We start from the raw sequence: 24,610 nt of genomic DNA, 5'->3' as shown, positions 1-24,610 counted from the left end.
TGGTATGGGCGAGATCCAGAAGCTGACCATCGAAGGCAAGACCTACGTTCTTCTGAGTGAAGACGACTATGAAGACATGATCGACACACTTGAGGCCAACGCCATCATGGCGCGCATCAAGGAAGGCGAGGAAACCTGGCCGCATGAACTGGTCGTCGCGCTCGCCCAAACCGACAGCCGCATTCGCACCTACCGCAAATATCGCGGCCTGACGATGATGCAGCTTGCCGAAGCTGCCGGCATTTCCCAGCCCTATCTGTCCGATATCGAAAACGGCAAGAAGGCCGGCTCGATCGATGTGCTCAAGCGCATCGCCGCCGCCCTTCGTGTCGATCTCGATGATCTGGTGGTTTGAGTGCGCCATCCTCTGAAAACTCAGTACGGGCTGTCGACGGGCCCGGCGGCGACATAGACGCTCTTGACCCGGGTGTAATGGTCCACCGCAGCACGCGAATTCTCGCGGCCGATGCCCGATTGCTTGACGCCGCCGAAGGGGGCCTCGACCGGGGTCAGATTGTAGGTGTTGATCCAGGTGGTTCCGGCCTCGAGCTGGGAAACGACGCGGTGCGCGCGGCTCAGGTCGGCGGTGAACACGCCGGCCGCCAGACCGAACTGGCTCGCATTGGCACGCTCGAGCGCTTCAGCCTCGTCGTCAAAGACAAGCACACTCATCACCGGACCAAAAATCTCTTCCCGGGCAATGGTCATGCTGTCGGTGACATCGGCAAACACCGTCGGCTGGATCCAGGCGCCGTTCTCGAAGCCCTGAAGTTCGGGCACCCCGCCGCCGGTCAGCACCCGCGCGCCCTCGCGCTTTCCGCTTTCGATATAGCCCAGCACCTTGTCGCGCTGCGCCACCGAGACCATCGGGCCCAGATGGGTGTCGGGATCGAGCGGGTCACCGAGGCGGATCGCTTCTGTGCGGCTTTTCAGCCGGTCGAGAAAACGCTCATGGACCCCGCGTTGGACGAACACCCTGGTGCCGTTCGAGCAGATCTGCCCGGTGGAATAGAAATTCCCCAGCATGGCGCCGCCGATGGCGCTTTCCAGATCGGCATCGTCAAACACCAGGATCGGCGATTTGCCGCCCAGTTCCATGGTCACCGATTTGATCGTCGGCGCCGCTGCCGCCAGCACCTTGGCGCCGGTTGGCACCGAGCCGGTCAGCGATATCTTGGCAATGTCGGGGTGGCTGGCGAGCGCCGCACCGGTGTCGCCATAGCCTTGAACCACATTGAAGACGCCTGCCGGAAGCCCTGCATCGGTGAAGGCTTCGGCCAGCAGCAAGGCCGTCAGCGGCGTCATTTCGGACGGCTTGAAGATGAAGCTGTTGCCGCAGGCAAGAGCGGGTGCCGATTTCCAGGCGGCGATCTGGATCGGGTAGTTCCAGGCGCCAATACCGGCGCAGACCCCGAGTGCCTCGCGCCGGGTATAGACGAAATCGCCGCCCAGATCGATATGTTCGCCGGTGATTGCGCCTGCCAGCCCGCCGAAATATTCCAGCGCATCAGCCGCCGATGCCGCGTCTGCCACCAGCGTCTCCTGGATTGCCTTGCCGGTGTCGAGCGTCTCGATCCGCGACAGGTCCTGGTTGCGTTCGCGCAAGAGCTGCGCCGTACGCAGCAGGATGCGGCCGCGTTCGACGCCCTTCATCGCCGCCCAGGCCGGTTGCGCCGCCTTCGCCGCCTCGACCGCCCGTTCGACAATCGCCGGTGTTGCCGCGTACAGCCGCGCATTCAACTCGCCGGTGGCCGGATAGATGCTCTCGATCACCGCACCCGCATCATCTTCGATATAGACGCCGGCAATGTGGTGGGAGGCTTTGGGCTGTGCATTCATGGGCGGGTCCTCAGGCTTTCATAGGAGACCATCACGTGGTCGCGATAGTGTGGGCGCGCGCTCAGGCGGGCGTAATAGGCATCGAGTGACGGCGTGACGGCACGGTCGAAATCCAGCGTGCAGTAGCGGTAAAGCAGATGGCCGGCGATCATGTCGGCGAAGGACAGCTCAGCGCCGCCGAGATAGGGTCCGTCGCCAAGTCTTTTGTCGAGTCTGAGCGCCAGCGGCTTGAGTGCGTCCGTGGCCGCCTGCACCTGGCCCGGCTGCATCGGAGTCGATCCCGCCAACGCCATCAGCGGTCGGAATATCTGGCCGGTGAAGACAGGGACGAAGCTGGTCTTGATCCATTCCGCCCACATATCGAGCTGCACCCGGACAGCCGGATCGCGTGGCCAGAACGCCGCGTCGCCATAGCGCGCTGCAAGATAGCGCACGATGGCCGCACTCTCCCACATCGGCGCGCCATCGCCGTCGCGCACGGTTGGCACCAGTCCGTTCGGGTTCATCGCCAGATAGTCGGCGGTCTTGTTGCCGCCATGGGCATGACCGACGTCATGGCGCTCAAAGTCGAGCCCGAGTTCGGCAATGGTCCACATCACGGCCTGCACATTCGACGAAGTGGCTCGTCCCCAGACAGTCAGCATCCTAGTCTCCTCGTGGATAGCGTTTGGAATCCTCAAGCACATTGAGGTCCATGTGGTTGCGCATGTAGCGCTCCGACGCCTTCTGCAGCGGCTGGAAATCCCAGGGGTAGTAGCTGCCGTTTCTCAGCGCCTCATAGACCACCCAGCGCCGCGCCTGGCTTTCGCGCACCTCGGCGTCGTAGCCTGCCATGTCCCATCTGGCCCGCACCTGCGCCATGAAGCCGGCAACCCGCTCTGCATGGGCGGGATCACTGGCCAGATTGGTCAGTTCATCGGGATCGGCGTCGAGATCGAACAATTGCGGCGCATCCAGCTCGCAATGGATGAATTTGTACCGCCCGTCGCGGATCGCCACCAGCGGGGCTTCCGATCCCTCGGCGGCGTATTCCATCAGCACCGGGGCTGTTCGGGTTTCGCCCTTCAACACCGGTGTCAGGCTTTCGCCATCGGTCCAGGGCGCCACCTCGTCCATCGAGACCCCGGCCAGCGCTGCCAGCGTCGGGGTGATGTCGAGATTGGAGGTTGGCTCCGAGATTGTCCGGCTTTCGCCGCCCGGAACCGCGATCATCAGCGGCACCCGCGCCGAGCCGTCAAAAAAGCTCATCTTGAACCACATGCCGCGCTCGCCCAGCATGTCGCCATGGTCGGAACAGAACACCACGATGGTGTTGTCTGCCATGCGGGTGGCTTCCAGCGTCGCCAGAATGCCGCCGATCTTGTCATCGAGATAGGAGATGTTGGCGAAATAGGCCTGCCGCGCGCGGCGGACATTGTCTTGGGTGATGTCGAAGCGCTCGGAATCATTGGCCTGGTGCAGCCGCTGCGAATGCCGGTCCATCGCCGCATAGGCGATCGGTGGCACCCGCGGTGTCAGGTCCGGACAGCCCTCGTAGAGATCCCAGTATTGCTTGCGCGCCACGTAGGGGTCGTGCGGATGGGTGAACGACACCGTCAGCGCCCAGGGCCGCGCATCGGGGTCATCGCTGCTGCGCGAAAGCTGATGCAGCTTCTGGGTGGCGAAGAACGCCACCTCGTCGTCATACTCCATCTGGTTCGAGGTTTCGGCGACACCGGCGCCGGTGACCGAACCGAGATTGTGATACCACCAGTCGATCCGCTCCCCGGGCTTGCGGTAATCCGGCGTCCAGCCAAAATCGGCCGGGTAGATGTCGGTGGTCAGCCGGTCTTCGAAGCCGTGCATCTGGTCGGGTCCGACGAAATGCATCTTGCCCGACAGGCAGGTGTAATAGCCGGCGCGTCTCAAATGGTGTGCATAGGTCGGAATGTCGGAGGCGAATTCGGCGGCGTTGTCATAGACCCGTGTCCGCCGCGGCAGTTGTCCCGACATCAGCGAGGCCCGGCCCGGCGCGCACAAAGGCGAGGCGGTGTAATTGTTCGAAAACCGCACCGAGCGCGCAGCCAGCTTTTTCAGGTTGGGCGCCTGCAGAAAATCGGCCGGACCGTCGGGAAACAGCGTGCCGTTGAGCTGGTCGACCATGACAATGAGAATGTTGGGGCGGGCTGCCCCGGCGGGACCGCCGGTCATACCGTCCTCCCCTGAATTTCCAGCAATTGGGTTTCGATGTGATCCTCGACCAGCGTCACAGCGTCGTAGCGCGCCAGCCCGGTGCCCAGCGCCTTGCGGATGTAGAGCCCGTCAATCATCGCCGCCGCGCCCTCGGCGATGCGTTCGGCGTCGCTTTCGCCCGCCAGCGGACCCAATCCGCTCATCAGGTTGGAATGCAGCCGCCGGGCGTAGATCGACAACAGCCGCCGGATTTCCGGCGCCCGCTGCGCATCGACGTAAAATGCCAGCCAGGCTGCCACCACCTCGGCGGAAAACTGTTTTTCGGAGAAGCTGACCGCGATGACGGCGGAGATCCGGGCGCGGCTGGTTCTGGCTGTTGCGAGCGCGTGCTCTGCATCATGTCTGAGCTCGCGCAGCAAGGCGCGCACCGACTCGGTGATCAACTGGTTCTTGGAGCCGAAATAATGATGCGCCAGTGCCGGCGAGACGCCTGCGCGTCCGGCAATGTCGGACATCGTCACATCCATCGTGCCGCGCGCACCGATGGCTTCGATGGCTGCGTCAGTCAAAGCCTTGCGGCGAATAGGTTCCATGCCGATTTTTGGCATTCCTGATCTCCAGGTCTCGGATCATCCCGCGAGCGGGCAGGATCTGGAGTGTAGGCTTGATTGATTGATCAATCAATAAAAACCGCGGCAATGCGGCGCGCACCGGCGGCCGCGCCGTCTCTGGCGTCAGATGAGGGGGATTTCTGCCCCCCGCGAGCCTTCGGGAAAATCTGGTGCGTGGCCTCATGGATGTCGCGTTCAAATGGAGCCATCTGGCCGATAACGCACAGGCACTGTGTCAAAGAGAGACAACCGGGCTTCGCGCATTCATTTGGATGCGCGGTGCTGATGTCCGCTTCTGTCCGCGCGCCAGCCGCCATGGCGGCGGGGGCTTCGCCGCCATGGTGCAGGTCCGGAAACTCAGACCATTGCCGCGGGCATCACCGATGATTTGACAATCACCTTCGACCCGTCGCGAACCCGGTCATGAAGATCGATGATATCCTGATTGAGCAGCCGGATGCAGCCTGAGGAGACTGCTTTGCCGATGGAATGGGCTTCCGGATTGCCGTGGATACGGTAAATCGTGTCTTCGCCATTCTGGAACAGGTAGAGGGCGCGGGCGCCGAGCGGGTTGAGTGGCCCCGGGTCCATCCCGCCATTGGCGACCGAATAGGGGGTGAGTTCGGGATTGCGCGCCACCATGTCGTCGGGCGCCTTCCAGCGCGGCCATTTGCGCTTGTACTGAACCACCGCGTCGCCCGACCAGGAAAAGCCCTGCCGGCCGACCCCAATGCCGTAGCGCATGGCGGTGTCGCGTCCCTCGACCAGATGCAGGTAGAACGCGTTCGGATCGACGATCAGTGTTCCGGGGGCTTCGTTCGGGAACGGATTGACCACCTGCTGGCGCCAGAAGCGTTCGGGCACGATGCCGTCGGGAATGGCGGCGATGGGAAAGGGTTCGTCGAGCACGGCGCCATAGGCCGCCGGCATCGGCTTGGGTGCTGGCTTGAGGGCGGGCTGGGACTTGATGTCATTGCTGCTGCCAAACGTGGTGCAGCCGGAAAGCACAGCCAGCGGGGCTGCGCCCAGAAAAAGGCGTCGGGTAATCATGAAACTTGGTCCTTTGAGGCTGAAGGGAGCGGACCTGCCAGACAAGTTGGCCGGTCCGGTTCGTCACATCAGCGGAGCCGGGGCGGTCTGAAGATCCGGCTTGAACGCAACGCGTCGGCAATGTCGCTCTCCAGGGTGCCGAGCCTGTCGGCGGTTCCAATCAGGATCAAGCGCGGGAGCGGGGCCGCATCGCCGGTGTCGAGACTGCAGTTGGACCAGGTGATGGCGCCGCGCTGGCAGCGTTTGGTCGGATTGCTGCTGGTTTTCAGATTGGTCACCGTGCCGAGCCGGCTGAGCTCAGCCGATTGCGGAAACACAGCCGCCTGCGATGAGATTCCGCGCGCGAACGGTCCCGTCAACCCGAGGGTGACGGCCAGAAAACACAGAAAAAACACGCGGCGAATGGACATGCGAGGTTACTTACCGAGAACTGTGGCCAAATCCAGACGCGATCCCGATTCCGTGATCAAGTTTTCGTTAGCCGCGGGCGCATGGAAGAATGCCCGCCGCAGCGGTCGGTTTTTCGGCGCTCCGGCCATTGCCGCAGACCGGATCACTGCTGGCAGAAACTGGGTAGTGCCTCAGTTTGACGGTCTTATGTATCAAAAGCACCAAGCTCCCGACGACGAAAGGAGGGCGTGATGTAGGGGCGGCGGCGTGAGAGCGCGCGCAGCGTGGGCCGTGGTCCTATGTCATCTCATTACTTTCGATTGGAGCGACGGCGAAATTGTCGGGGTTAATCGCGCCTACTCGAATTGCTTCGATCCCCGCCTTCCCAATGTAGCGGATTTCTATTGTGACATCCGAAACTCTGACGTTCATGCCATCAAAGACACAGTCATATCTTATCGCGCTTCGCAGACGGACTGGACGCTCCCGTGTCGCCAAAACGTCCTCGGGCGTCAGGGTCAGCGGCTCGGTTTGAAAAACCACGCCGGGCGGATTGACTGCACCATCTCCGATAAATGGGAAAAGTGGGCCATCAGACCCAAACTTTGTGGGATCTTCCGGCGATCCTGCCACCGCGACAACCTTCTTTGCTGGCGTTACGCCGTAATTCTTCCAGTGGATCCTGAACAGATACGCCTCGACTTTGCCTGTCTTACCGAAGCAGTCCATGCTCCAATGCGCGTAACCCACCCATGCGCGGAGCTCCGCCTCTGCGTTGGCGCGGGCGATTTTCACCGCATCAACAGCAGCTCTTGCGGACATCCTATTCAGGTGCAGAGAATACAGCAGAGCAACCGCACCAAAAACGGCCAGCCCAATCTGAACCTTGGTGATCCAAACAATCTCTTTCGTAGATTCGGCCATGCTCTTTTGCGCGGCAAGATCTTGTTTTTCACGCTTAGCGGATTCTTGCTCTTGCTGTTTGGAACTTTCGGACTGTTCTGGTTCTTCGAGGATCCGAATAGGGATAGAAAACGACGGGGGGCTTTGATTGCGGGTATCGTCTTGCCGTTGGCCTTCGGCTTGGTTTTGTTCGGACTGTTCGGGTGATTGAGCGACAACGTGCCCGGACAGCATTAACCCTAATCCAATCGCAATTCCCGCGATCCGATAGCTCCTAAACATTGCAACAAGAACGCAGCACTGAATCCCCCCCGGCTGATCTTGTTGTTTAGATTACGCTCGGTCTCGTAAATGTCGAGTCCTGACAGCTTTTCCGCGAGTTGTGCGTAGGTCACACCCTTTCGCTTTAATTCAGCCTCTCTGGATATGTTCATCAACATATCGCATTTTGCCCAACAGGGCAGATCGTCTTTCTCTAGGGGGTGATAGTTTTTTGAGAGCCTAACCACAAACGGTAAGTCGTGTTTGGGGATAGTTGTGCTGATGGGAACGACAGAAACGATATCACTTCGATAAGGAAGCTTCGGGAGATTATCATTACAGGACGCACTTTCACCATCTCTGGCTCTTTGAAGCCTCGAAAGTCACAAATAAGAATTTGTCCAGCGCGCGGGTAAAAACCAATGGGCAATCATACGGCCTTTTTCTTGTACGATCCGCCCGGCTCCGGCTTGGGGTGCGCGAGCATCAACTGGACTTACAACCCAATCCATATCACGCAAAGTTTCCGAAATACCAGCATACATGGCAGGCGCCATGCGAAGGCTCTTGTGCAGTTGGCAGAAATCGTAATGCACGAAATACAGCGACAGCATGTGCAGGTGGTTGTCGACCTTCTGTGAAAAGGCATTGGTCAGGCGCGTAAAGCGGCGGTTGCCCATGCGGATGTTCAGCTTGCCCTTTACAAACGCGTTGCCGCGCCCAAAACTGTGCGGCAACGCTTCCAGAATTTCGGAGAACTGCACATGACTGCCTGTATCATCGGCTGGGCCCACACACCCTTTGGCAAACACAGCGACGAAACCATCGAGAGCCTGGTTACCAAGGTGGCCCGCGAGGCGATCGGGCATGCCGGGCTGGAAACCGGCGACATCGACGAAATCTATCTCGGCCACTTCAATGCCGGCTTTTCGGCGCAGGATTTCACCGCCAGCCTGGTGTTGCAGGCCGATGATGGCTTCCGCTTCAAGCCGACCACGCGGGTGGAAAACGCCTGTGCCACCGGCTCGGCTGCCGTGCATCAGGGCATCAAGGCCATTCGCGCCGGGAGCGCCCGCCGGGTGCTGGTGGTCGGCGTCGAGCAGATGACCACGACGCCCGGGCCCGAGATCGGCGCCAATTTGCTGAAAGCCTCCTATCTGCCCGAGGACGGCGACACGCCTGCGGGCTTTGCCGGCGTCTTCGGCAAGATTGCCGACGGCTATTTCCAGAAATATGGCGACCAGTCCGACGGCCTTGCCGCCATTGCCGCCAAGAACCACAGGAATGGCGTCGACAACCCTTTGGCGCAGATGCGCAAGGATCTCGGGTTTGAATTCTGCCGTGCCGAGAGCGAGAAGAACCCGTTTGTCGCCGGCCCGCTCAAGCGCACCGATTGTTCGCTGGTCTCCGATGGGGCGGCAGCCATCGTGCTCGCCGATGTGTCGACCGCCATGCAGGCGCCGCGCGCCGTGCTGTTCCGCGCCGCCGAGCATGTGCAGGACTTTTTGCCGATGTCCAAGCGCGACATTCTCGCCTTCGAAGGCTGCGCGCTGGGCTGGAAGCGGGCTTTCGCCAACTCCGGGACCTCGCTCGATGATCTCTCCTTTGTCGAAACCCACGACTGTTTCACCATCGCCGAACTGATCGAGTATGAAGCCATGGGTCTGGCCAGGCCGGGGCAGGGCGGTGACCTGGCCATGAGCGGCGAAACAGGCAGGAATGGCCGCCTGCCGGTCAATCCCTCCGGCGGGCTGAAAGCCAAGGGCCACCCGATCGGCGCCACCGGCGTTTCCATGCATGCGCTCTCGGCCATGCAACTCACCGGCGAGGCCGGCGGCATCCAGGTCAAGGACGCCACCCTGGGCGGCATCTTCAACATGGGCGGCGCTGCGGTCGCCAATTACGTCTCCATCCTCGAGCGCATCCGGTGACGTCGAGCCTCGCCCGCCACGGCGTCGCCGGCCACATCGTGGTCACCGGCGGCGCGTCGGGCATAGGCGAGGCCACCGTGCTGGCGCTGATCGATGAAGGCGCTGCCGTCACCATTCTTGATGCCAGTGACGAGGCCGTGGCCCGCGCCGAGAAACGGCTTGCAGGCGAGGATGTGCTGGCCCTGGTTTGCGATGTCACCGACGACGACGAGGTGGCCGAGTGCCTCTCCCAGGCTGTGGGTGCCTTTGGCCCGATCACCGGCCTGGTCAATTGCGCCGGCATCGCCCGCGATATCCCGGCGGAGAAAACCAGCGCCGAGATCTTCCGGCAGATCCTCGACGTCAATCTCACCGGCAGCTTCATCACCTGCCGCGCGACGCTCGACCAGATGGGTGACAGCCTTGCCATCGTCAATCTCGCCTCCGCGTCGGGAATCCGGGCCAATGCCGGCCGTGTCGCCTATGGCGCGTCGAAGGCCGGCGTCATTCTGATGAGCCAGGTGCTGGCCAATGAATGGGGCGCCAGCGGCGTTCGCGTCAATGTCGTCGCGCCGGGCCCGGTCGACAGCCCGCTGATCTCGGATCTGCATACGGTGGACGACCGCAAGCGCTGGACCGGCAGGATCCCGCTTCGCCGCTATGGCCGCCCCGAAGAGATCGCCGATGCCATCCTGTTCCTGCTGTCACCCCAGTCGAGTTACATCAACGGCCAGGTGCTGACCGTCGACGGCGGGTTTTCGGCATCAGGTATTATTGCCGGGCCGTGAGGCGGCCAATCTACTCCCGGCGTCCGAGCGACACCCCGACCGCGGTCGCGCCGATCACCAGAACCATGCCGGCCCATTGCCAGGCGTTGAACCACTCGCCCAGGGCGAAGGCTCCGATTGCCGTCGCCACCACCGGGCTGGCCAGCGCCAGATAGACCGCGCTCGGCCCGAGCCGGCCGATGCCGCGGGTCCAGACGTAATAGGCCAGGGCGGTGCCCACGAGCATCAGCCAGCTGTAGCCGAGCAGTTGCGTCAACCCCGGCGCGGGCGGCAATCCTTCAAACGCCAGCGCGACCGGAAACAGCATCGCGCCCCCCAGGATCAATTGCCATGTGGTGGTCTCCAGCGGCGTGCCCATCCGGCCCCAGCGGTCGATCAGCACCGTGGCCATGGCCATCGACAGCGCACCGCCGATTGCTGCCGCCACGCCGATCGGGTCTGGCCGTGCTTCAGGCGACAGCACCATCAGTCCAACACCGATGACGCCGGCGATACCTGCGAGAATTTGCACCGGATGCGCCGCGCGGCCGATCAGCCAGGCCGAGATCAGGGTCACCACCAGCGGCTGGATCGCCATCAGCGTTGCCGCCAGTCCGCCGGGCAGGCGCGCCGCAGCGATAAACAGCAAAGCAAAGAAGAAGCCGATATTGCTGAAACCGATCGCCGCATGGCGGAGCAGCGCCGCAACCGGCGGGATGCGCGGATTGAGCGCCAGCAGAATCAGCCCCGCCGGCAGCGCCCGCATCGCCCCGGTGAGCAAAGGATGGCTGACCGGCAGGGTTTCGGTGAACACGGCATAGGTGGTGCCCCAGAGCATCGGCCCCAGAAGGGTAATCAGAATTGTGCGCAGCATGGGGAATAAATCAATGAATCCGGTGAGTTTGGCGTGAGCTTATCAATCTCTGGCTCCGGCGCAATCGGCAAACACCTGCCGCGTGCGCTTTGTCTGTGCTCAGGTGCTCAGCCTCAACCGATCAGTCCCGGACGCAGGCCTTCCTCAAGCAGTGCGGAAACCTTTGCCGCGGCTTCGGCCTTGGTGACCTGGCCATTGCTGTTCACATCGAGTCCGCGGTTGAGCTTGTAGGCTTTCGACCCCTTCCGAAACAGCACGAACCCGGAGGGCTTGTCGACCGCGCGGGGATAGAGCACCGCCATATAGGCGCTTGGAAGGTCGCCGATCCGGCCCGCATGGGGGGCGAGATATTTTTCGACATAATCGAGTTGATCGAGCGCGGTCATGCCGGCCAGGGCCGCGGTTGTCGTTCCCAGCGCTCTGGCGGTCGCGGGCATGAACTGGATCAGCCCGGTGGCGCCCGAGCCGGCCAGGTTGGTCACCGCCGGGTCAAAGCTGCGCCCGGTTTCAAACGCCATGATCGCCATCAGATGATCAGGATCCATCCTCAGCCGATGCGCAACAGCGATGGTCTTGCGTTTGAACCCGGGCGAAACTCTGGCGCCCCAGGCGATCCGCCGGCCTTGCGCCGGGGGCGGAGAGGGCGGTTGTGCATCCGCAGTGCGGGACCGCTCAGGCGCCGGCATTGAAGCGGCCCCGCTCCAGGCTGTCAGCCAGGATATCAGGGTGGTGAAAAGGGAAATCTGGGCCATCATCTCTCTCGTTGAATGGGGTGGGGTGCGTCTCATCATCCCCCCAAGTCTGGACCGGCACAGCCGGGCGGGGATGTTAGCGCAATGCAAAACCTGTCTTCCCCCCGTGCTGTCAGTGCCGGCCGTATCGACGGCAATGCCGGCCAAAGGCGTGAGCGTGGGTGCGGATTGGGCAGGGTTTTCAAGCCGCTGGCGGGAAAACCTGAATCAGTTTGCCAAAACGAATTTGTGGCAGACCTGAGGCTTTGGCACGTGTAAGCTTGTGGAGCGGGGTGCGGCGTTTATCCCCGCCTCTTGCCCAAAACGGGCGCGTCTGCAATCACTCACCCGATCACGCGGGCGCCAGAACCGTTTGCCATTTCATGCCACTGTCAGGAGCAACGCCATGCAAAACCCCGTTCTTGTCGAAGTCACCCGCGGCCAGATGGTCGAGAGCCGGCATCGCGGCATGGCCGTTGTGGTGGATGGCGACGGTGCTGTGGTGATGCGTCTTGGTGAGGTCGAAACGGCTGTGTTTCCCCGCTCGGCGGTCAAATCCATGCAGGCGCTTTCGCTGGTCGAATCCGGTGCCGCCGACCGTTACGGCTTTGGCGACAAGGAACTGGCGCTGGCCTGTTCGTCGCATTCGGGCGAACCCGAGCACATGCGTCTGGCCGGCGAGATCGTCGCCCGCGCCGGCCTGTCCGAGCCTGATCTGGAGTGTGGCTGCCATTGGAGTTCGGAACAGAAAGTCCTGATCGGGCAGGCCCGCGCGGGTGACAAGCCCAACCAGTTCGGCAACAATTGTTCCGGCAAACATGCGGGTTTTCTCTGCCTGTCGTGTCATGCCGGGGTCGATCATCACGGCTATGTCGGGTACGATCATTTTGTTCAGTCTTCCGTTCGCGAGGTGATGTCCGATCTCACCGGCGTCAGCCTGGGCCACGACACCTGCGGCACCGACGGTTGCTCGATCCCCACCTACGCCGCACCGCTCGACCGGATTGCCCATGGTTTCGCCCGCATGGCCTCCGGGGCGGGTCTCGGCCGCGAACGCGCCAAGGCGGCCAGGCGGCTGATGGCGGCCTGCATGGCGGAGCCGTTTTACGTGGCGGGCACCCGCCGCGCCTGCACCGAGCTGATGCAGATTGCGCCGGGCCGGATCTTTGCCAAGACCGGCGCCGAGGGCGTCTTTTGCGCCACCATCCCGGAAAAGGGCTACGGCATCGCGCTCAAATGCGAGGACGGCTCCACCCGCGGCGCGGAGGTCATGATCGGCGCGGTGCTGGCCAGGCTGTTTGCCGATGATCAGGAACTGTCGGTCAGGCTTGGCGACTGGTCGCGTAAAATCATGAGGAACTGGAACGGCATCGAAGTTGGTCGCCTCCGTCCGGCCGGCGGCCTGGCATAAGCAACCCCGGGGCGTTCCGCGACGGATCGGCCGGGTAGAACGAAAGCAAAGCGCATGTCTTTATGGTTCATCTCGCTGTGTGCAGCATCTGTCATTGCCTATGCCGTCATTGGCGGGGTGTTTCTGGCATTCTCCGATTTTCTCATGCGCTCGTTCAATCGGGTCACCGGCCAGGGCGGGATTGAATCCATGCAAATCCTCAATGTCGAGATCATGCGCTCGGTCTTCATGGTGCTGTTCATCGGGCTGGTGCCGGTGTCGCTTGTCATCATTGTCTATGCCGCGCTCTTTGGCGAAGGCACCCCCCGGCTCCTCTTGATGCTGGCCGGCGCGCTTTACCTTGTCGGTGTCTTCGCGGTCACCGCAGCGGGCAATGTGCCGCTCAACAACCATCTGGCAGCCCTGGCTGCCTCGTCCTCGGAGGCGCAGGACTTCTGGACAAAGCGCTACATGACCCGGTGGGTCAGCCTGAACACGCTGCGAACCATTGCCTGCCTGCTTGCCTCCGGGATGACCCTGGCTGCACTTGTCATGCGGTAAGCATCTGACGCGGCAGATCCATCCTGCGCCGGTTTTCGCGCGGGCTTGCCTTGATCCCACCTATCACGGCCTCTATGTCGGGGAGCCGCCCTGTCCGCCTTTCTTTTCCTGGAGCCGTCCTTGTCCGTATTTGCAAACCTGCCCGCAGCCCCGAGCGCCGAGAAACGCCCTGTCACAGACACCCGCCACGGCATCACCCGGGGCGATGACTATGCCTGGATGCGCGACGCCAACTGGCAGGCGATGTTCAAGGACGCGTCGCTTCTCGATCCGGCAATCCGGAGCCATCTTGAGGCCGAAAACGCCTACCAGCAGGCCGCCATGGCCGACACCGCAGAATTGCAGAAGCAGCTGTTTGCCGAGATGCGCGGCCGCATCAAGGAGGATGACAGCTCGGTGCCGTCGCCCGACGGACCCTGGCTTTACGGTGTGCGCTATGTCACCGGCGGCGAGCAGCCGAAATATTTCCGGATTCCGCGTGATGGCGGCGAAGAGCAGATGATGCTCGACGGCGATCTGGAAGCAGAAGGCAAGCCCTATTTCCGTCTTGCCGGCGCCGGCCATGCGCCCGATTACGCGTCGATGATCTGGGGGTATGACGACAAGGGGTCGGAGTTCTTCACGCTCAAGGTGCGCGATCTGACAACCGGCAAGGACAGCGCCGACAGTATCGACAACACCGGCGGCGGTGCGGCCTGGTCGGCCGACTGTTCCGGTTTCTTCTACACCGCCGTGGATGACAACCATCGCCCCAACCGGATTTTCTACCACCGGCTCGGCACGCCGCAAGACGAGGATGTGCTGATCCGCGAGGAGACCGATTCCGGCTTTTTCATGGATGTTTCCGACACCCGTCTCAACGACGTCATCATCATCGGCATCAATGATCACGAAACCTCGGAATGCTGGGTGATACCGGCGGATGATCCTGCCGCCAAACCACGATTGGTCGCCGCCCGCCAGACGGGCGTCGAGTATTCGCTGAGCGAAGGCGGAGATGTGTTTTTTATCCTCACCAATTCGGATGGCGCCAGGGACTTCAAGATCATGCAGGCGCCGGTCGCCACGCCGGAACCGGAACACTGGAGCGAGGTTGTCGCCCACAAGCCGGGCCGGCTGATCCTCTCGGTCAGCGCCTACCGCAATCATCTGGTCTGGATGGAACGGGAAAACGGGCTGCCACGCATCGTGATAAAGGACCGCACCAGCGGCGCGCAGCACGCCATTGCCTTCGATGAGGAAGCCTATTCGCTCGGCTCTCAGGGGTCGATGGAATACGACACCGAGGTGGTGCGGTTCAGCTATTCCTCGATGACCACACCATCCGAGCTGTATGACTACAACATGACCACGCGCGAGCGCACGCTCTTGAAGCGCGACGAGGTCCCCTCGGGTCATACGCCCGGCGACTACATTACCCGCCGTGTCATGGCGCCGGCAGACGACGGCGAACAGGTGCCGGTGACGCTGCTCTACCGCCGCGACACGCCGCTCGACGGCACCGCGCCGTGCCTGCTTTATGGCTACGGCTCCTACGGGATCTCGATCCCTGCCAGCTTCAACACCAATTGTCTGTCGCTGGTCGATCGCGGCTTTGTTTATGCCATTGCCCACATTCGTGGCGGCAAGGAAAAGGGCTTTGGCTGGTACGAGGCGGGCAAGCGCGGCAACAAGCTCAACACCTTCACCGATTTCATTGCCGCCGCCCGCTATCTGGAGGCTGAAAACTTCACCTCGCATGAGCGCATCGTTGCGCAAGGCGGTTCCGCCGGGGGCATGCTGATGGGAGCGGTTGCCAATATGGCGCCCGATGCCTTTGGCGCCATCATCGCCGCCGTTCCGTTTGTCGATGTGCTCAACACCATGCTCGACGACACCTTGCCGCTGACCCCGCCGGAATGGCCCGAATGGGGCAATCCGGTGCTGTCGCAGGCCGATTATCACACCATCGCCGGCTATTCGCCCTATGACAATGTCAGCGCTCAGGCCTATCCGCCGATTCTGGCCGTTGCCGGCCTGACCGATCCGCGCGTGACCTATTGGGAGCCGGCCAAATGGGTGGCGCGCTTGCGCGAGATGTCGACCGGCAAGGCGCCGGTGCTGTTCAAGATCAACATGGCCGCCGGACATGCGGGCGCTTCCGGGCGGTTCCAGCGGCTGGAGGAGATCGCCTATGAATACGCGTTCGCGCTCAAGGTGGTTGGCAAGGCCGGCTGACGGCCGGCCCTGAGCGGCAGGATTGGTCGGGGGCGGGGTACGGGTTCTTGCTGCAAATCCCGCAGCGGCCCGTTTATAAAAATTTTACCAAATGTCTTAAGTCGATACTCACACGTCGAATATACTGTGATGCTCCAATAGCCCCGATGATGTGGAGCCGATGGATGTTCAATTCGCCGAAAATGAAATTCGCGAAATTGGTACGCGGCAGGGATGGCAATTTTGCCATGTTGTCAGCGATTTTGCTGCCTGTGGCGATCATGGCCGGAAGTCTTGCTGTCGACACAACCAACGCGTTGTCGATGAAGGCTCATTTGCAGAACGCAGCCGACGGGGCAGCGCTGGCGACGGCGGCTCAGCTCGCCGAGGGCAAGATTACCGAGGCGCAGGCCAAGGATTACGCCAGCAAGTTCTTTCTGGGACTGACCAGCGAAGATTCCAGGACGTTCAGCGAGTTCACTGCAACGCCGACGATTACGATCACCTCGCAAGGCAGCGGAAACAAGACTGTCTGGCAAGTCCAGGTTGCTGCCACCGGTTCTCAGCAGGCGACGCAGATGGCGCGGCTGATGGGGCGGGAAAGCATCGAAGTCGCCATCAGCGGCACGTCGGAATCGGCTCTGGATGCATCCAATCCGTTGTCGATGATGCTGGTGCTGGACCGTTCGGGATCGATGAGCTGGGGCTCGATCAAGGAACTCATTCCGGTCTACTGCGGATGGGGCAAGTGGAGATATGCGTGCGGCACCAAGGAAATTCTCACAGGTACGCCAAAGATGGACATTCTCAAGGATGCCGTCAGCAATCTTGTGGATCACATTTCCGATTCCGACCCGACCAACGAATATGCGCGGATTGGCGCTGTGGCTTACAACTACAAGACCGCCGGCAGCGACAAGTTTGACCTGACCTGGAAGAAACACAAGGTCAAGTCATTCGCCAACGCCCTGGTCGCGGAAAATGGCACCTATTCTGTCGACGCGATGGAATGGGCTGTTGATAAGGTCACCGGTCCGGGGGAAGTCAACGAACATTTTTCCAAAAACGAGTCGAAGGATCCGTTGAAGTTCATCGTCTTCATGACCGATGGCGAGAACGACACCGGAAGCACGTGGAAGGATGACTACGCCGACAAGACCACCAAGGAACATTGTGAAACCGCCAAGAACAACGATGTGACCATCTTCGCGGTGGCATTCCAGGCGCCGGAGAGAGGCCAGGCCTTGCTCAAGGCCTGCGCATCGAGCGACAAGAAATATTACGACGCCCAGAGCGCCGACGAGTTGCTCAAGGCCTTTACCGACATTGGCAAGGAAGCCGCCGCGCAGGTCACCCGCCTGACCAACTGATCAGGCCGGGGTGGGTCACTTCCAGCCGTCGCCCCTTGCCGGCAAGGCCTTGAGATAGGCGGCGATCGCTTCCCGGTCGCCGCTTGTCAGTTCGGCCATGTTCTTCTGCACGCTGACCATCGAGCCGCCGACACTGTCGAAATCCGGGGTGAAGCCGCTTTCGAGATAATAGGCGATATCAGCGGCGCTCCAGCCGGCAATCGCCTTGCCGCCGGGCGTCAGATTGGGGATCACCCCTTCGCCCTCAGGATTTTGCGCGCCCGACAGCCAGGCGTCAGTGACAAACCCGCCGATCGGATTGCGCGGCGTGTGGCATTCGCCGCAATGGCCCGGTCCTTCGACCAGATATTGTCCGCGCCCGAGCTGCGCCTCATCGCCGGCAGGCGCCACCCGGGGCTCGTCGGTGAAAAACAGCCATTTCCAGCCGCCCAGCGCACGCCTTATGTTGAACGGAAACCCCACCTCGTGCGGCAGCGATGCGACATCGCTGGCTGGCAGCGTCTTGAGAAAGGCGAACAGATCGGCAATGTCGCGGTCGGTCATCCTGACATAGGAGCCATAGGGAAACGCCGGATAATAATGACGGCCATCGGGCGACACCCCGGCCAGCATCGCGTTGGCAAACTGCTCGATCGACCAGCCGCCGATGCCGGCTTGCGGATCGGGCGAGATATTGGGCGCGACAAAGGTGCCGAAATCGCTTTTCAGCCGCACCCCGCCCGCAAGCACCAGCCGGGCCTCGTCCTTGGCGCCGGGGGCGGCATGGCAGGAGGCGCAGCCGCCGGCCCAGAACAGCGTTTCCCCCGCCGCTGCATCGCCCTCAAGCGCGGCAATGGCCGCAAGCCGCCCGGCTGCGACAGGCGTCGGCGCGGTCAGCCCGTAGGCGGCAGCCGCACCGGCGATTGCCGCCAGGCCAACACCAAGCGCCAGCCGTTTCATGGCTGCCGCCCGGTGGGCCGGGGCTCAGACGCAGACTGCATCAGCTCTTCTTCAGGCGATAGGTCTCATGGCAGGCGCCGCAATTCTTGGTCAGCGGTCCGAACACGGCCTTCAGGGCGTCAAGATCGGCAGGCGCTGCGGCCACGGCGGCATCGGCGTCGGCTTTCAGGCCGGCAAGCTTGGCGGTGAAGCCGTCCATGTCGGTCCAGATCGCCGGTGCGGCCTCGGTTTCGAACCCGGTCTCGGAACCTTGCGGGAAATAGGCGCCGATCGAGCCGGCCACCTCGCTGATGGTGCTCAGCGCCGCCAGCGTGGCGGCGGCGTCGAAATCGGCCTCGCCCTTGACCATTTTTGCCATCGCGCCGGTGGCGCCGCCCACCTTCTTCATCATCTCCTGGCGAACCACCTGCGGCTCGTCGGCGGCGATGGCGGGGGCAAAGCCGGCGGCGCCGATTATGGCGGCGGCAACAAAAGTCCGAAATCTCATGGAGTCTCTCCCAAGGGTGTTGAATGGATACGGTTTCAGCCAGCGGCATGATGTCACGCCATGGGCCAATCCAAAGTCAATAAATCGTGAACACTGCGTCACCCGCGCGAGCGGTTCCCGGACACAAAAAAACCCGAAGTCGGTGACTCCGGGTTGTCTTGCGTCAAGCCGGGCAGGGCCCGCCAATGCCGGTCGCGTGGTCAGGCAGCCGCTTCGTACATCTCGGCGACATGATCCCAGTTGATCAGATTGTCGACGAAGGCTTCGAGGTATTTCGGCCGCGCGTTGCGATAATCGATATAGTAGCTGTGCTCCCAGACATCGCAGCCCAGAATCGGCTGTGCGCCGTGCATCAGCGGGTTCTCGCCGTTTGGCGTCTTCATGATTTCAAGCTTGCCGTTCTTGACCGCGAGCCAGGCCCAGCCGGAGCCGAACTGGGTGGTGCCGGCATTGATGAAATCGGCGCGGAACTTGTCGTAGCCGCCGAGATCGGCATCGACTGCCTTGGCCAGCGCGCCCGGAAGGGATGTTCCGCCGCCGCCCTTCTTCATCCACTGCCAGAAATGCAGATGGTTGTAGTGCTGGCCGACATTGTTGATCAGCGCGGCGTTCTTCTCGTCATAGGCGGCCTTGCAGATCTCTTCGAGCGACTTGCCGGCCAGCGGCGAGCCTTCCAGCGCCTTGTTGCCGTTGGTGACATAGGCCTGGTGGTGCTTGTCGTGGTGAAACTCGAGGGTTTCGCGCGACATGTAAGGGGCCAGGGCGTCGTAATCATAGGGAAGGTTTGGCAGTTCGAGGGCCATGGGGTCTCTCCTCTTGGAAATTGGGGGGGCGGCGAAATGGATCCGCTGCATCGCCAGACCATAGGCTGGCGACACCATACAGGCAACGGGCCCGGACCAAAAAGGTTCCCGATCTGGGGGTGCGGCAATTTGGAGCGCGTCGGAGAAACCGTCAGGCGTCAGGCGTCAGGCGTCAGGCGTCAGGCGTTAGGCGGCAGGCGGCAGGCGACAGGCGTCAGGCGACGGGCGTCAGGCGACAGGCGTGAGGCGACAGGCGTGAGGCGTGAGGCGAGGGGCACCGCAAGCGCAGCAATCGATTTTGGCGCTCTCCATCACCCCGTCATCCCGGCCCCCGAGCCGGGATCCAGCCACCGCGTGTCGACGCGGTGAGAGACCACGTGGTGAACGCCAGCAAACGGACTTCCGGCGCGCGGACAATTCCCCGCTGGATGCCGGATTGGGTCCGGCAGGACGGCTATCAAGATTGAATTAGGGCCTATTCGGCCCGCTAGGCATCTTTCGGGCCGGAGCCGACCTTTGCGCAGGTCAAAGTGAGCCGTCATACAGGGAGGTTCTGCGGCCAAACCAATATCACCGGGCGGGGATGGTCAGCCACATGCGTCACAAACAGACCTCAACCATAGCTTGAGCACAAGGTCAGCCCTGGATATGTTGCTCCGGCAATTGGTGAAAGATTAAGACATGCGGATCGAATACCTTCAAATATCAAATGTCCTCAGTTTTCCCTATCGCGCCGATTTGCGCCAAGCCGATAAAATAGAATTTGACGATGGTCTAAATATTATTATCGGCGAGAATGGCTCCGGAAAATCGACAGCCCTTGAGGTTGTCAACTTCCTATTCCGAAGGGTCATATATCGCCAGTTCAGCTTCAATCGTGAGCTGTTTGGACGCCGCTCAACTCTTGCCGCAAGTCAAAGGCGGCAAGTTCTGCAGCCAGCCAATCAAACCGACATCAACGGTTTTCGGCTGGACGCCAGTTGGGATAGCGAAGATCAAGAGCAGCGCATTCGTATTGCAGTACGACTCGACGAAATCGACAGGCAGAACATAGCCAATATCAGGACTAACTTTTCGCAGCTTACACTAACGCTAGGATCGTACTCTACTTATCAATTTAGTGCCGATGGTGAATACCGCTACACATACGTTATTGATGTGATATTGAACCATGCCGCGAATAGTTTCACGGTTCATCTACAGGGCGGCGAAAGTGACTTCGGTTTCACATATCTAACCGACTATCACCTATTCAAACAAGCCATTTCACTTCGAAATACGCTCAATAGCGGTGTGCCGATCCCACCGCTCTATGAGAGCTTCACGCTTATCAGTAGTTATCGCAACTACCACGCGTTTAAGCCCTCCATTTCCCTCAGTATGGCTCCGGCGTCGCAGCAAATTCAGGAAATACAGAATCAGGATTTCAATCGCAGTCTCAATGCCACTGATAGCAATGAACCGCCGGTGTTCGCGCTCGTGCGGCTGCAGGTTGCTGAGCACCATTTCCACCTCATTTCAGAAGCAAAAGACCTTGCGCAGTGTGAGCAAGAAGCAAACAATCTTCCCTTTGTAAGGTCGGTCAATGAGCGTCTGCGCGTGGTAAACCTGCGCTGTCAGATTAATCTTCTGGACCAGAGGACGTGGCAGTACATCTTTAATTTCTACGACACCCGTCGCGACAAGCCAATCGGCGACATCAACAGCCTAAGCGCGGGTCAGAAAGCAATTATCCACCTAGTGCTTGAGGCGTATGGGAGGGGTGAACTGAAGGGTGGCGTAGTCATCATAGATGAACCTGAAATCCATTTGCATTATCAGTTTCAACACGAGTATCTGCAGGTACTTCGAGAGCTGAACCGCACGCAGAGCTGCCAATACATTCTCGTTACCCACTCGGAATCGCTCATCAACTCGAGCACTATAAGTTCTGTACGCCGTTTTGCTCTTGATTCGAACGGTCAGACATCAATCTTCTCGCCAACACTTTCCGAAGATCAAAAAAGCCTTATACGCATTCTCGACAACACCCGGTCCACATATGCTTTTTTCTCTAAAAAAGTGGTTCTGGTGGAGGGCGATACCGACCGCTATTTTTTCAGGGCGCTGCTCCAAGAGCGGCACCGCTTGCTCGAACAAGAAATTGCGGTTCTCCATGTAGGAGGAAAGAGGGAACTGCCGAAGTGGCAAAGTCTGTTTTCAAGCTTCGGCCTTCGCGTTTATGCAATCTCAGACTTCGATTACATCTTGAATTTGCATTATCCCGCCGACAGCGGTGTTCGCCTCCGGACAGCTGAACAAATCGCCGCATTCAAACAGTCACACATAGATTGGGAAGATCATATCAGTACCTCGGCAGCAGGTGGCATGTTCGTTCTTCGCGAAGGCGACCTCGAAACATACCTTAATATTAAGAAAGATCTTAGTCATGTGATCGAATTTTGCCAAAATGGCCTTCAGCTCTTGCTGGCAGACGATACTTCCAGCAAGAGCCGCGAATTACGATCGATCATTGACGCCATCGCTGACTAAAGGTTCATGAATGAGGCTGAGGCGCTACCAAGAAGCAAGGGGAAACTTGCGCTCCGACGTCTGCTTCGCGCTCTACCGAGCCCGAAATCTTAAATGCCGCTTACAGGCCCAATTCAGTCGTTCGTTCCCGACTCAATGAATGCCCGCTCCCGCCCAATCCGGACTTGCCGCCCTGACGATCACGTCAGAGCCAGCGACCGGCAGCCGATGTTTTTCACGCACGCCCACCCCGTCATACCGGACCTGATCCGGTATCCAGCCACCGCGTGTCGACGCGGTGAGAGACCATGTGTTGAACGCCAGCCAAGGGTCTTCCGGCGCGCGGACGATTCCCGCCGGATGCCGGATCAGGTCCGGCAGGACGGCAGATCGGATGCCCGGTGGATGGCGTAAGCCATTGATATAAAATTCAAAACAGATGTTTGGCAGGTGGGTGCCGCGTGCGCCCGATCTCCCCCCCTTGCGGGGGAGATGTCATCGTCGATGACAGAGGGGGGTAAATGGACTTGCTCGGTGGCCGAGGATGACGACGGAGATGACAATTTGCTTTCGGATGATCAGCCGGCAGCCCGGATGCACGCGCTGCTCACACCCCGTCCGCCCCGTGCAAAATCCCGCGCCCACGTCCCTGCAATCGCAACAGCTTAACCGAAAAATCCCGTGATCTTGTCCCCGCATTGCCCGTCCGTGCCACACTTGGTGCGCTTCCGCTGCCGGATGGATCGCGAACGTTTCGAGCCAGGCGGGAGGAAGGCCTTTCGGGAACTGCCCTAACGTGCGGCAGGCCCGGGAGGAGGCGGAGGCCATCGGGGGCTCCGCTGGCGGGCGGCCTGCCGCGAGGCGGGCCGTGCAAAGCCAGCCACCGGGCCGGATTTCGGGGCCTGCCAGCCAAATGGCGGGTGAGGAACCGGGAATTCGGACCGGGCCTGTGGCGGACATGACGGGTCGATGACCTTCAGCGTCCGTGCCGGATCCCCGAAAACCACTCTTGCGGCCTGTCCAGGCTGCAACAGGAGCAATCCGGGCGGAGGTAACAGTCCGCAGAGTGCGAGGCGCCGCCTGTCGGATGCGGACATCATCCGGCAAATTTCGGGCCCGCGCGCGGAACGCGCCACCCCAGACTACCAGATTTCAGAGGCGCAGCCCGCGCGCGGCCCTCCGGACCCGGTTTTCTCTGCTCGACACTCCGGCGGTTCTGCCGCGCGGAGCGATTGCCTGCGCCCGCTCTCGGGCGCGGCGCCACAAGCCCTCAGGCCACCGCGTTGCGGTCAATGGTCAAATGCCTGAACCGGTCTGCGCCAGCCCGGGCCAGGTCGCCGGTCACCACCTCGTTCCAGCGGCAGCCGATGATCGCGCCATCGGGGGTGGCATCGAACATGTTGTTCGAAATCAGCGCCGCACCGGCGCCCTCGACCACCGAGACGGCGACCCCGGCGCCGCAATCGCGAACCGTGTTGGCGGAAAAATTGACCGCCCTGAGAAACGGCCCCCAGCCCATCAGCACCCCCCATTTCGGCGCGCCCTCGATGACGTTGCCGCTGACCGCCGCATCCGCCTCGATTGCCATGCCGATGCCGAAACCGGCATATTCGGCCGGGTAGGGGCCTTGCGTGCTCAGATTGCGGATGATGTTGCCCTGGACCACCGCCAGCCGCCCGCCCTCGTTGAAATTGGCCACCGAGATCCCCACCGTGCCGCCATCGATCAGGTTCGACGCAATCACCGCGCCCTCAAACGAGAATTCGGCATAGATCGCGGTCTCGCCCGCGCGGATCGCCTGGTTGGAGACGATCTGGATATTGCTGGCGGAATTGGCGCGGATGGCCGAGAAGGCGCAATCGGAGACATGGTTGCCCCTCACCATCACATGGCCGGCGCGGAAGATGTTGATGCCGTTGCCGTTCTGGCCGGTGCCGCCGACCCGCGCCGCTATCCGCATCACCCGGTTGCCGTCAATCAGCGTCCCGTCCTCGCCCGCCGACCAGCGATGCACCAGAATGCCGCCATTGGCGCAGTCGCGCACCACATTGCCGGTGATCGCCAGCCCGCGGCTTTCCACCGCATAGATGCCCGCCAGCCGGGCTCCGGAAATCTCGCAATGATGGATCCGCCCGCCGCAGGCTTCGAGCAACACGCCATGGCCATCGGCGCCGGCGAGGCTGACATTCTCGATCACCGCCTCCGCCACCCCGCGCAGATGCACAAGCCCCGACACATGTTCGCCCAGCCGCTGGTTGGCGCCGTCGAGCACCAGCCCCGACAGTTCGATCCGGCGCGCGCCTTCGGCCACAAATCCGTGGCCGCGGCCGCCATAGATCAGCCGTGTGGCGCCGGGCACGCCGGCAATCCTTGCGCCCTCGGGCAGGGTGATGTTGGAGACGACAAAGGTTCCGGGCGGCAGCCGCAGGATCCGCCCGCCCGCCGCCGCCGCGTCAATGGCGCGCTGAAACCGGCGGCTCTGGTCGTCGGCCGCATCGGGCAGCAAGCCGGCCAGATCGGCGTCGTGGCCGCCGCGCAGGTCAATCCGGGTGAACAGGTCGCCGGCGGCGGCCGAAGCCGGTTCCATCGGTGCGAACAAGCCTGCCGCGCTGGCGCCAGCAAGGCTGGCAAGCAGGGCGCGGCGGCTGACAAGGGGAGGGGTCGTGCTCATGCGTTAAACCGAGCACAAATCATGCCAGAAGCCTGTGTGCCGTTCTGGCACAGGCCGAACGAAAGCGTGGCGGCGCAGATGAGGCACGGCATTTGAGCCAGATCAAGGGGGCGACAGCCTGGCGCGCCTAGACTGCGATTGACCCGATACCGGGCCATACCGGCCTCGACAGCG

Annotated in this window: 23 protein-coding genes; 8 read left to right on the top strand and 15 right to left on the bottom strand. The window is 61.5% G+C overall.

What is annotated here, in order from left to right; genetic code table 11:
• Positions 1 to 4: 4 nt before the first annotated feature.
• Positions 5 to 355: a helix-turn-helix domain-containing protein gene (locus PZ897_RS09960; RefSeq protein WP_275752120.1), complete on the top strand. Its 351-nt coding sequence runs from the start codon at positions 5 to 7 to the stop codon at positions 353 to 355.
• A 20-nt stretch (positions 356 to 375) separates the two neighbouring features.
• On the opposite strand, the gene betB is transcribed toward PZ897_RS09960, so the two are convergent.
• From betB to PZ897_RS09915, 9 genes are all read right to left on the bottom strand, one after another.
• On the bottom strand, positions 376 to 1,839 hold the full coding sequence (gene betB / locus PZ897_RS09955; protein WP_275752119.1) for a betaine-aldehyde dehydrogenase: 1,464 nt from the start codon (positions 1,837 to 1,839) through the stop codon (positions 376 to 378).
• The gene (locus PZ897_RS09950; RefSeq protein WP_275752118.1) at positions 1,836 to 2,483 is read right to left on the bottom strand and encodes a glutathione S-transferase family protein; all 648 of its coding nucleotides are present in this window, start codon (positions 2,481 to 2,483) and stop codon (positions 1,836 to 1,838) included. Before PZ897_RS09950 ends, betB begins: the two co-directional genes overlap by 4 nt.
• 1 nt (position 2,484) lies before the next feature.
• Complete coding sequence (gene betC / locus PZ897_RS09945; protein WP_275752116.1) at positions 2,485 to 4,029, bottom strand: choline-sulfatase; 1,545 nt, start codon at positions 4,027 to 4,029, stop codon at positions 2,485 to 2,487.
• Complete coding sequence (gene betI, locus PZ897_RS09940; protein WP_275752113.1) at positions 4,026 to 4,619, bottom strand: transcriptional regulator BetI; 594 nt, start codon at positions 4,617 to 4,619, stop codon at positions 4,026 to 4,028. Before betI ends, betC begins: the two co-directional genes overlap by 4 nt.
• Positions 4,620 to 4,979: 360 nt before the next feature.
• On the bottom strand, positions 4,980 to 5,672 hold the full coding sequence (locus PZ897_RS09935) for a L,D-transpeptidase (RefSeq protein ID WP_275752112.1): 693 nt from the start codon (positions 5,670 to 5,672) through the stop codon (positions 4,980 to 4,982).
• A gap of 68 nt (positions 5,673 to 5,740) precedes the next feature.
• Positions 5,741 to 6,082: a hypothetical protein gene (locus PZ897_RS09930; protein WP_275752110.1), complete on the bottom strand. Its 342-nt coding sequence runs from the start codon at positions 6,080 to 6,082 to the stop codon at positions 5,741 to 5,743.
• A 277-nt stretch (positions 6,083 to 6,359) separates the two neighbouring features.
• Positions 6,360 to 7,199, bottom strand: coding sequence for a hypothetical protein (locus tag PZ897_RS09925; protein ID WP_275752109.1), 840 nt, complete (start codon positions 7,197 to 7,199; stop codon positions 6,360 to 6,362).
• A 5-nt stretch (positions 7,200 to 7,204) separates the two neighbouring features.
• Positions 7,205 to 7,528 carry a DUF6471 domain-containing protein gene (locus PZ897_RS09920; protein WP_275752235.1) on the bottom strand — a complete coding sequence of 108 codons (324 nt, stop codon included), beginning with the start codon at positions 7,526 to 7,528 and terminating at the stop codon, positions 7,205 to 7,207.
• Positions 7,529 to 7,609: 81 nt separating this feature from the next.
• On the bottom strand, positions 7,610 to 7,990 hold the full coding sequence (locus PZ897_RS09915) for a hypothetical protein (protein WP_275752107.1): 381 nt from the start codon (positions 7,988 to 7,990) through the stop codon (positions 7,610 to 7,612).
• On the opposite strand from PZ897_RS09915, the gene PZ897_RS09910 reads away from it, so the two are divergent.
• Entirely contained in the window at positions 7,991 to 9,157 is a 1,167-nt protein-coding gene (locus PZ897_RS09910) for an acetyl-CoA acetyltransferase (protein WP_275752105.1), read from the top strand.
• Positions 9,154 to 9,924 carry an SDR family NAD(P)-dependent oxidoreductase gene (locus PZ897_RS09905; RefSeq protein ID WP_275752103.1) on the top strand — a complete coding sequence of 257 codons (771 nt, stop codon included), beginning with the start codon at positions 9,154 to 9,156 and terminating at the stop codon, positions 9,922 to 9,924. Before PZ897_RS09910 ends, PZ897_RS09905 begins: the two co-directional genes overlap by 4 nt.
• A gap of 10 nt (positions 9,925 to 9,934) precedes the next feature.
• Here PZ897_RS09905 and PZ897_RS09900 read toward each other — a convergent pair whose 3' ends face one another.
• Both PZ897_RS09900 and PZ897_RS09895 read right to left on the bottom strand, forming a co-directional pair.
• Complete coding sequence (locus PZ897_RS09900) at positions 9,935 to 10,777, bottom strand: EamA family transporter (RefSeq protein WP_275752102.1); 843 nt, start codon at positions 10,775 to 10,777, stop codon at positions 9,935 to 9,937.
• Positions 10,778 to 10,890: 113 nt separating this feature from the next.
• On the bottom strand, positions 10,891 to 11,463 hold the full coding sequence (locus tag PZ897_RS09895; RefSeq protein ID WP_275752234.1) for a transglycosylase SLT domain-containing protein: 573 nt from the start codon (positions 11,461 to 11,463) through the stop codon (positions 10,891 to 10,893).
• 451 nt (positions 11,464 to 11,914) lie between these two features.
• Between PZ897_RS09895 and PZ897_RS09890 the strand changes: the two genes are divergently transcribed.
• The 4 genes from PZ897_RS09890 (at position 11,915) to PZ897_RS09875 (ending at position 17,025) form a co-directional block, all read left to right on the top strand.
• Entirely contained in the window at positions 11,915 to 12,919 is a 1,005-nt protein-coding gene (locus PZ897_RS09890; protein ID WP_275752100.1) for an asparaginase, read from the top strand.
• 54 nt (positions 12,920 to 12,973) lie between these two features.
• Positions 12,974 to 13,459, top strand: a complete 486-nt coding sequence (locus PZ897_RS09885) for an anthrone oxygenase family protein (RefSeq protein ID WP_275752099.1) — start codon at positions 12,974 to 12,976, stop codon at positions 13,457 to 13,459.
• Positions 13,460 to 13,579: 120 nt separating this feature from the next.
• Complete coding sequence (locus PZ897_RS09880) at positions 13,580 to 15,676, top strand: S9 family peptidase (RefSeq protein WP_275752098.1); 2,097 nt, start codon at positions 13,580 to 13,582, stop codon at positions 15,674 to 15,676.
• 227 nt (positions 15,677 to 15,903) lie between these two features.
• On the top strand, positions 15,904 to 17,025 hold the full coding sequence (locus PZ897_RS09875; RefSeq protein WP_275752097.1) for a VWA domain-containing protein: 1,122 nt from the start codon (positions 15,904 to 15,906) through the stop codon (positions 17,023 to 17,025).
• A 15-nt stretch (positions 17,026 to 17,040) separates the two neighbouring features.
• Here PZ897_RS09875 and PZ897_RS09870 read toward each other — a convergent pair whose 3' ends face one another.
• From PZ897_RS09870 to PZ897_RS09860, 3 genes are all read right to left on the bottom strand, one after another.
• Positions 17,041 to 17,964, bottom strand: a complete 924-nt coding sequence (locus tag PZ897_RS09870) for a cytochrome c (RefSeq protein WP_275752096.1) — start codon at positions 17,962 to 17,964, stop codon at positions 17,041 to 17,043.
• A gap of 40 nt (positions 17,965 to 18,004) precedes the next feature.
• Complete coding sequence (locus PZ897_RS09865; RefSeq protein ID WP_275752094.1) at positions 18,005 to 18,451, bottom strand: cytochrome c; 447 nt, start codon at positions 18,449 to 18,451, stop codon at positions 18,005 to 18,007.
• Positions 18,452 to 18,651: 200 nt separating this feature from the next.
• A complete protein-coding gene (locus PZ897_RS09860; protein WP_275752092.1) occupies positions 18,652 to 19,254 on the bottom strand; it encodes a superoxide dismutase in 603 nt (200 codons plus the stop codon).
• Positions 19,255 to 19,935: 681 nt separating this feature from the next.
• Here PZ897_RS09860 and PZ897_RS09855 point away from each other — a divergent pair.
• A complete protein-coding gene (locus PZ897_RS09855) occupies positions 19,936 to 21,786 on the top strand; it encodes an AAA family ATPase (protein WP_275752091.1) in 1,851 nt (616 codons plus the stop codon).
• A 1,249-nt stretch (positions 21,787 to 23,035) separates the two neighbouring features.
• On the opposite strand, the gene PZ897_RS09850 is transcribed toward PZ897_RS09855, so the two are convergent.
• Entirely contained in the window at positions 23,036 to 24,436 is a 1,401-nt protein-coding gene (locus tag PZ897_RS09850; protein ID WP_275752090.1) for a TIGR03808 family TAT-translocated repetitive protein, read from the bottom strand.
• Between the last annotated feature and the right edge of the window lie 174 nt (positions 24,437 to 24,610).

The organism is Hoeflea sp. YIM 152468, from assembly GCF_029210485.1.
Lineage (GTDB): Bacteria > Pseudomonadota > Alphaproteobacteria > Rhizobiales > Rhizobiaceae > Hoeflea.
Note: the sequence above shows the minus strand (reverse complement) of the source record. Positions and strands in the feature narration are given on the sequence as shown.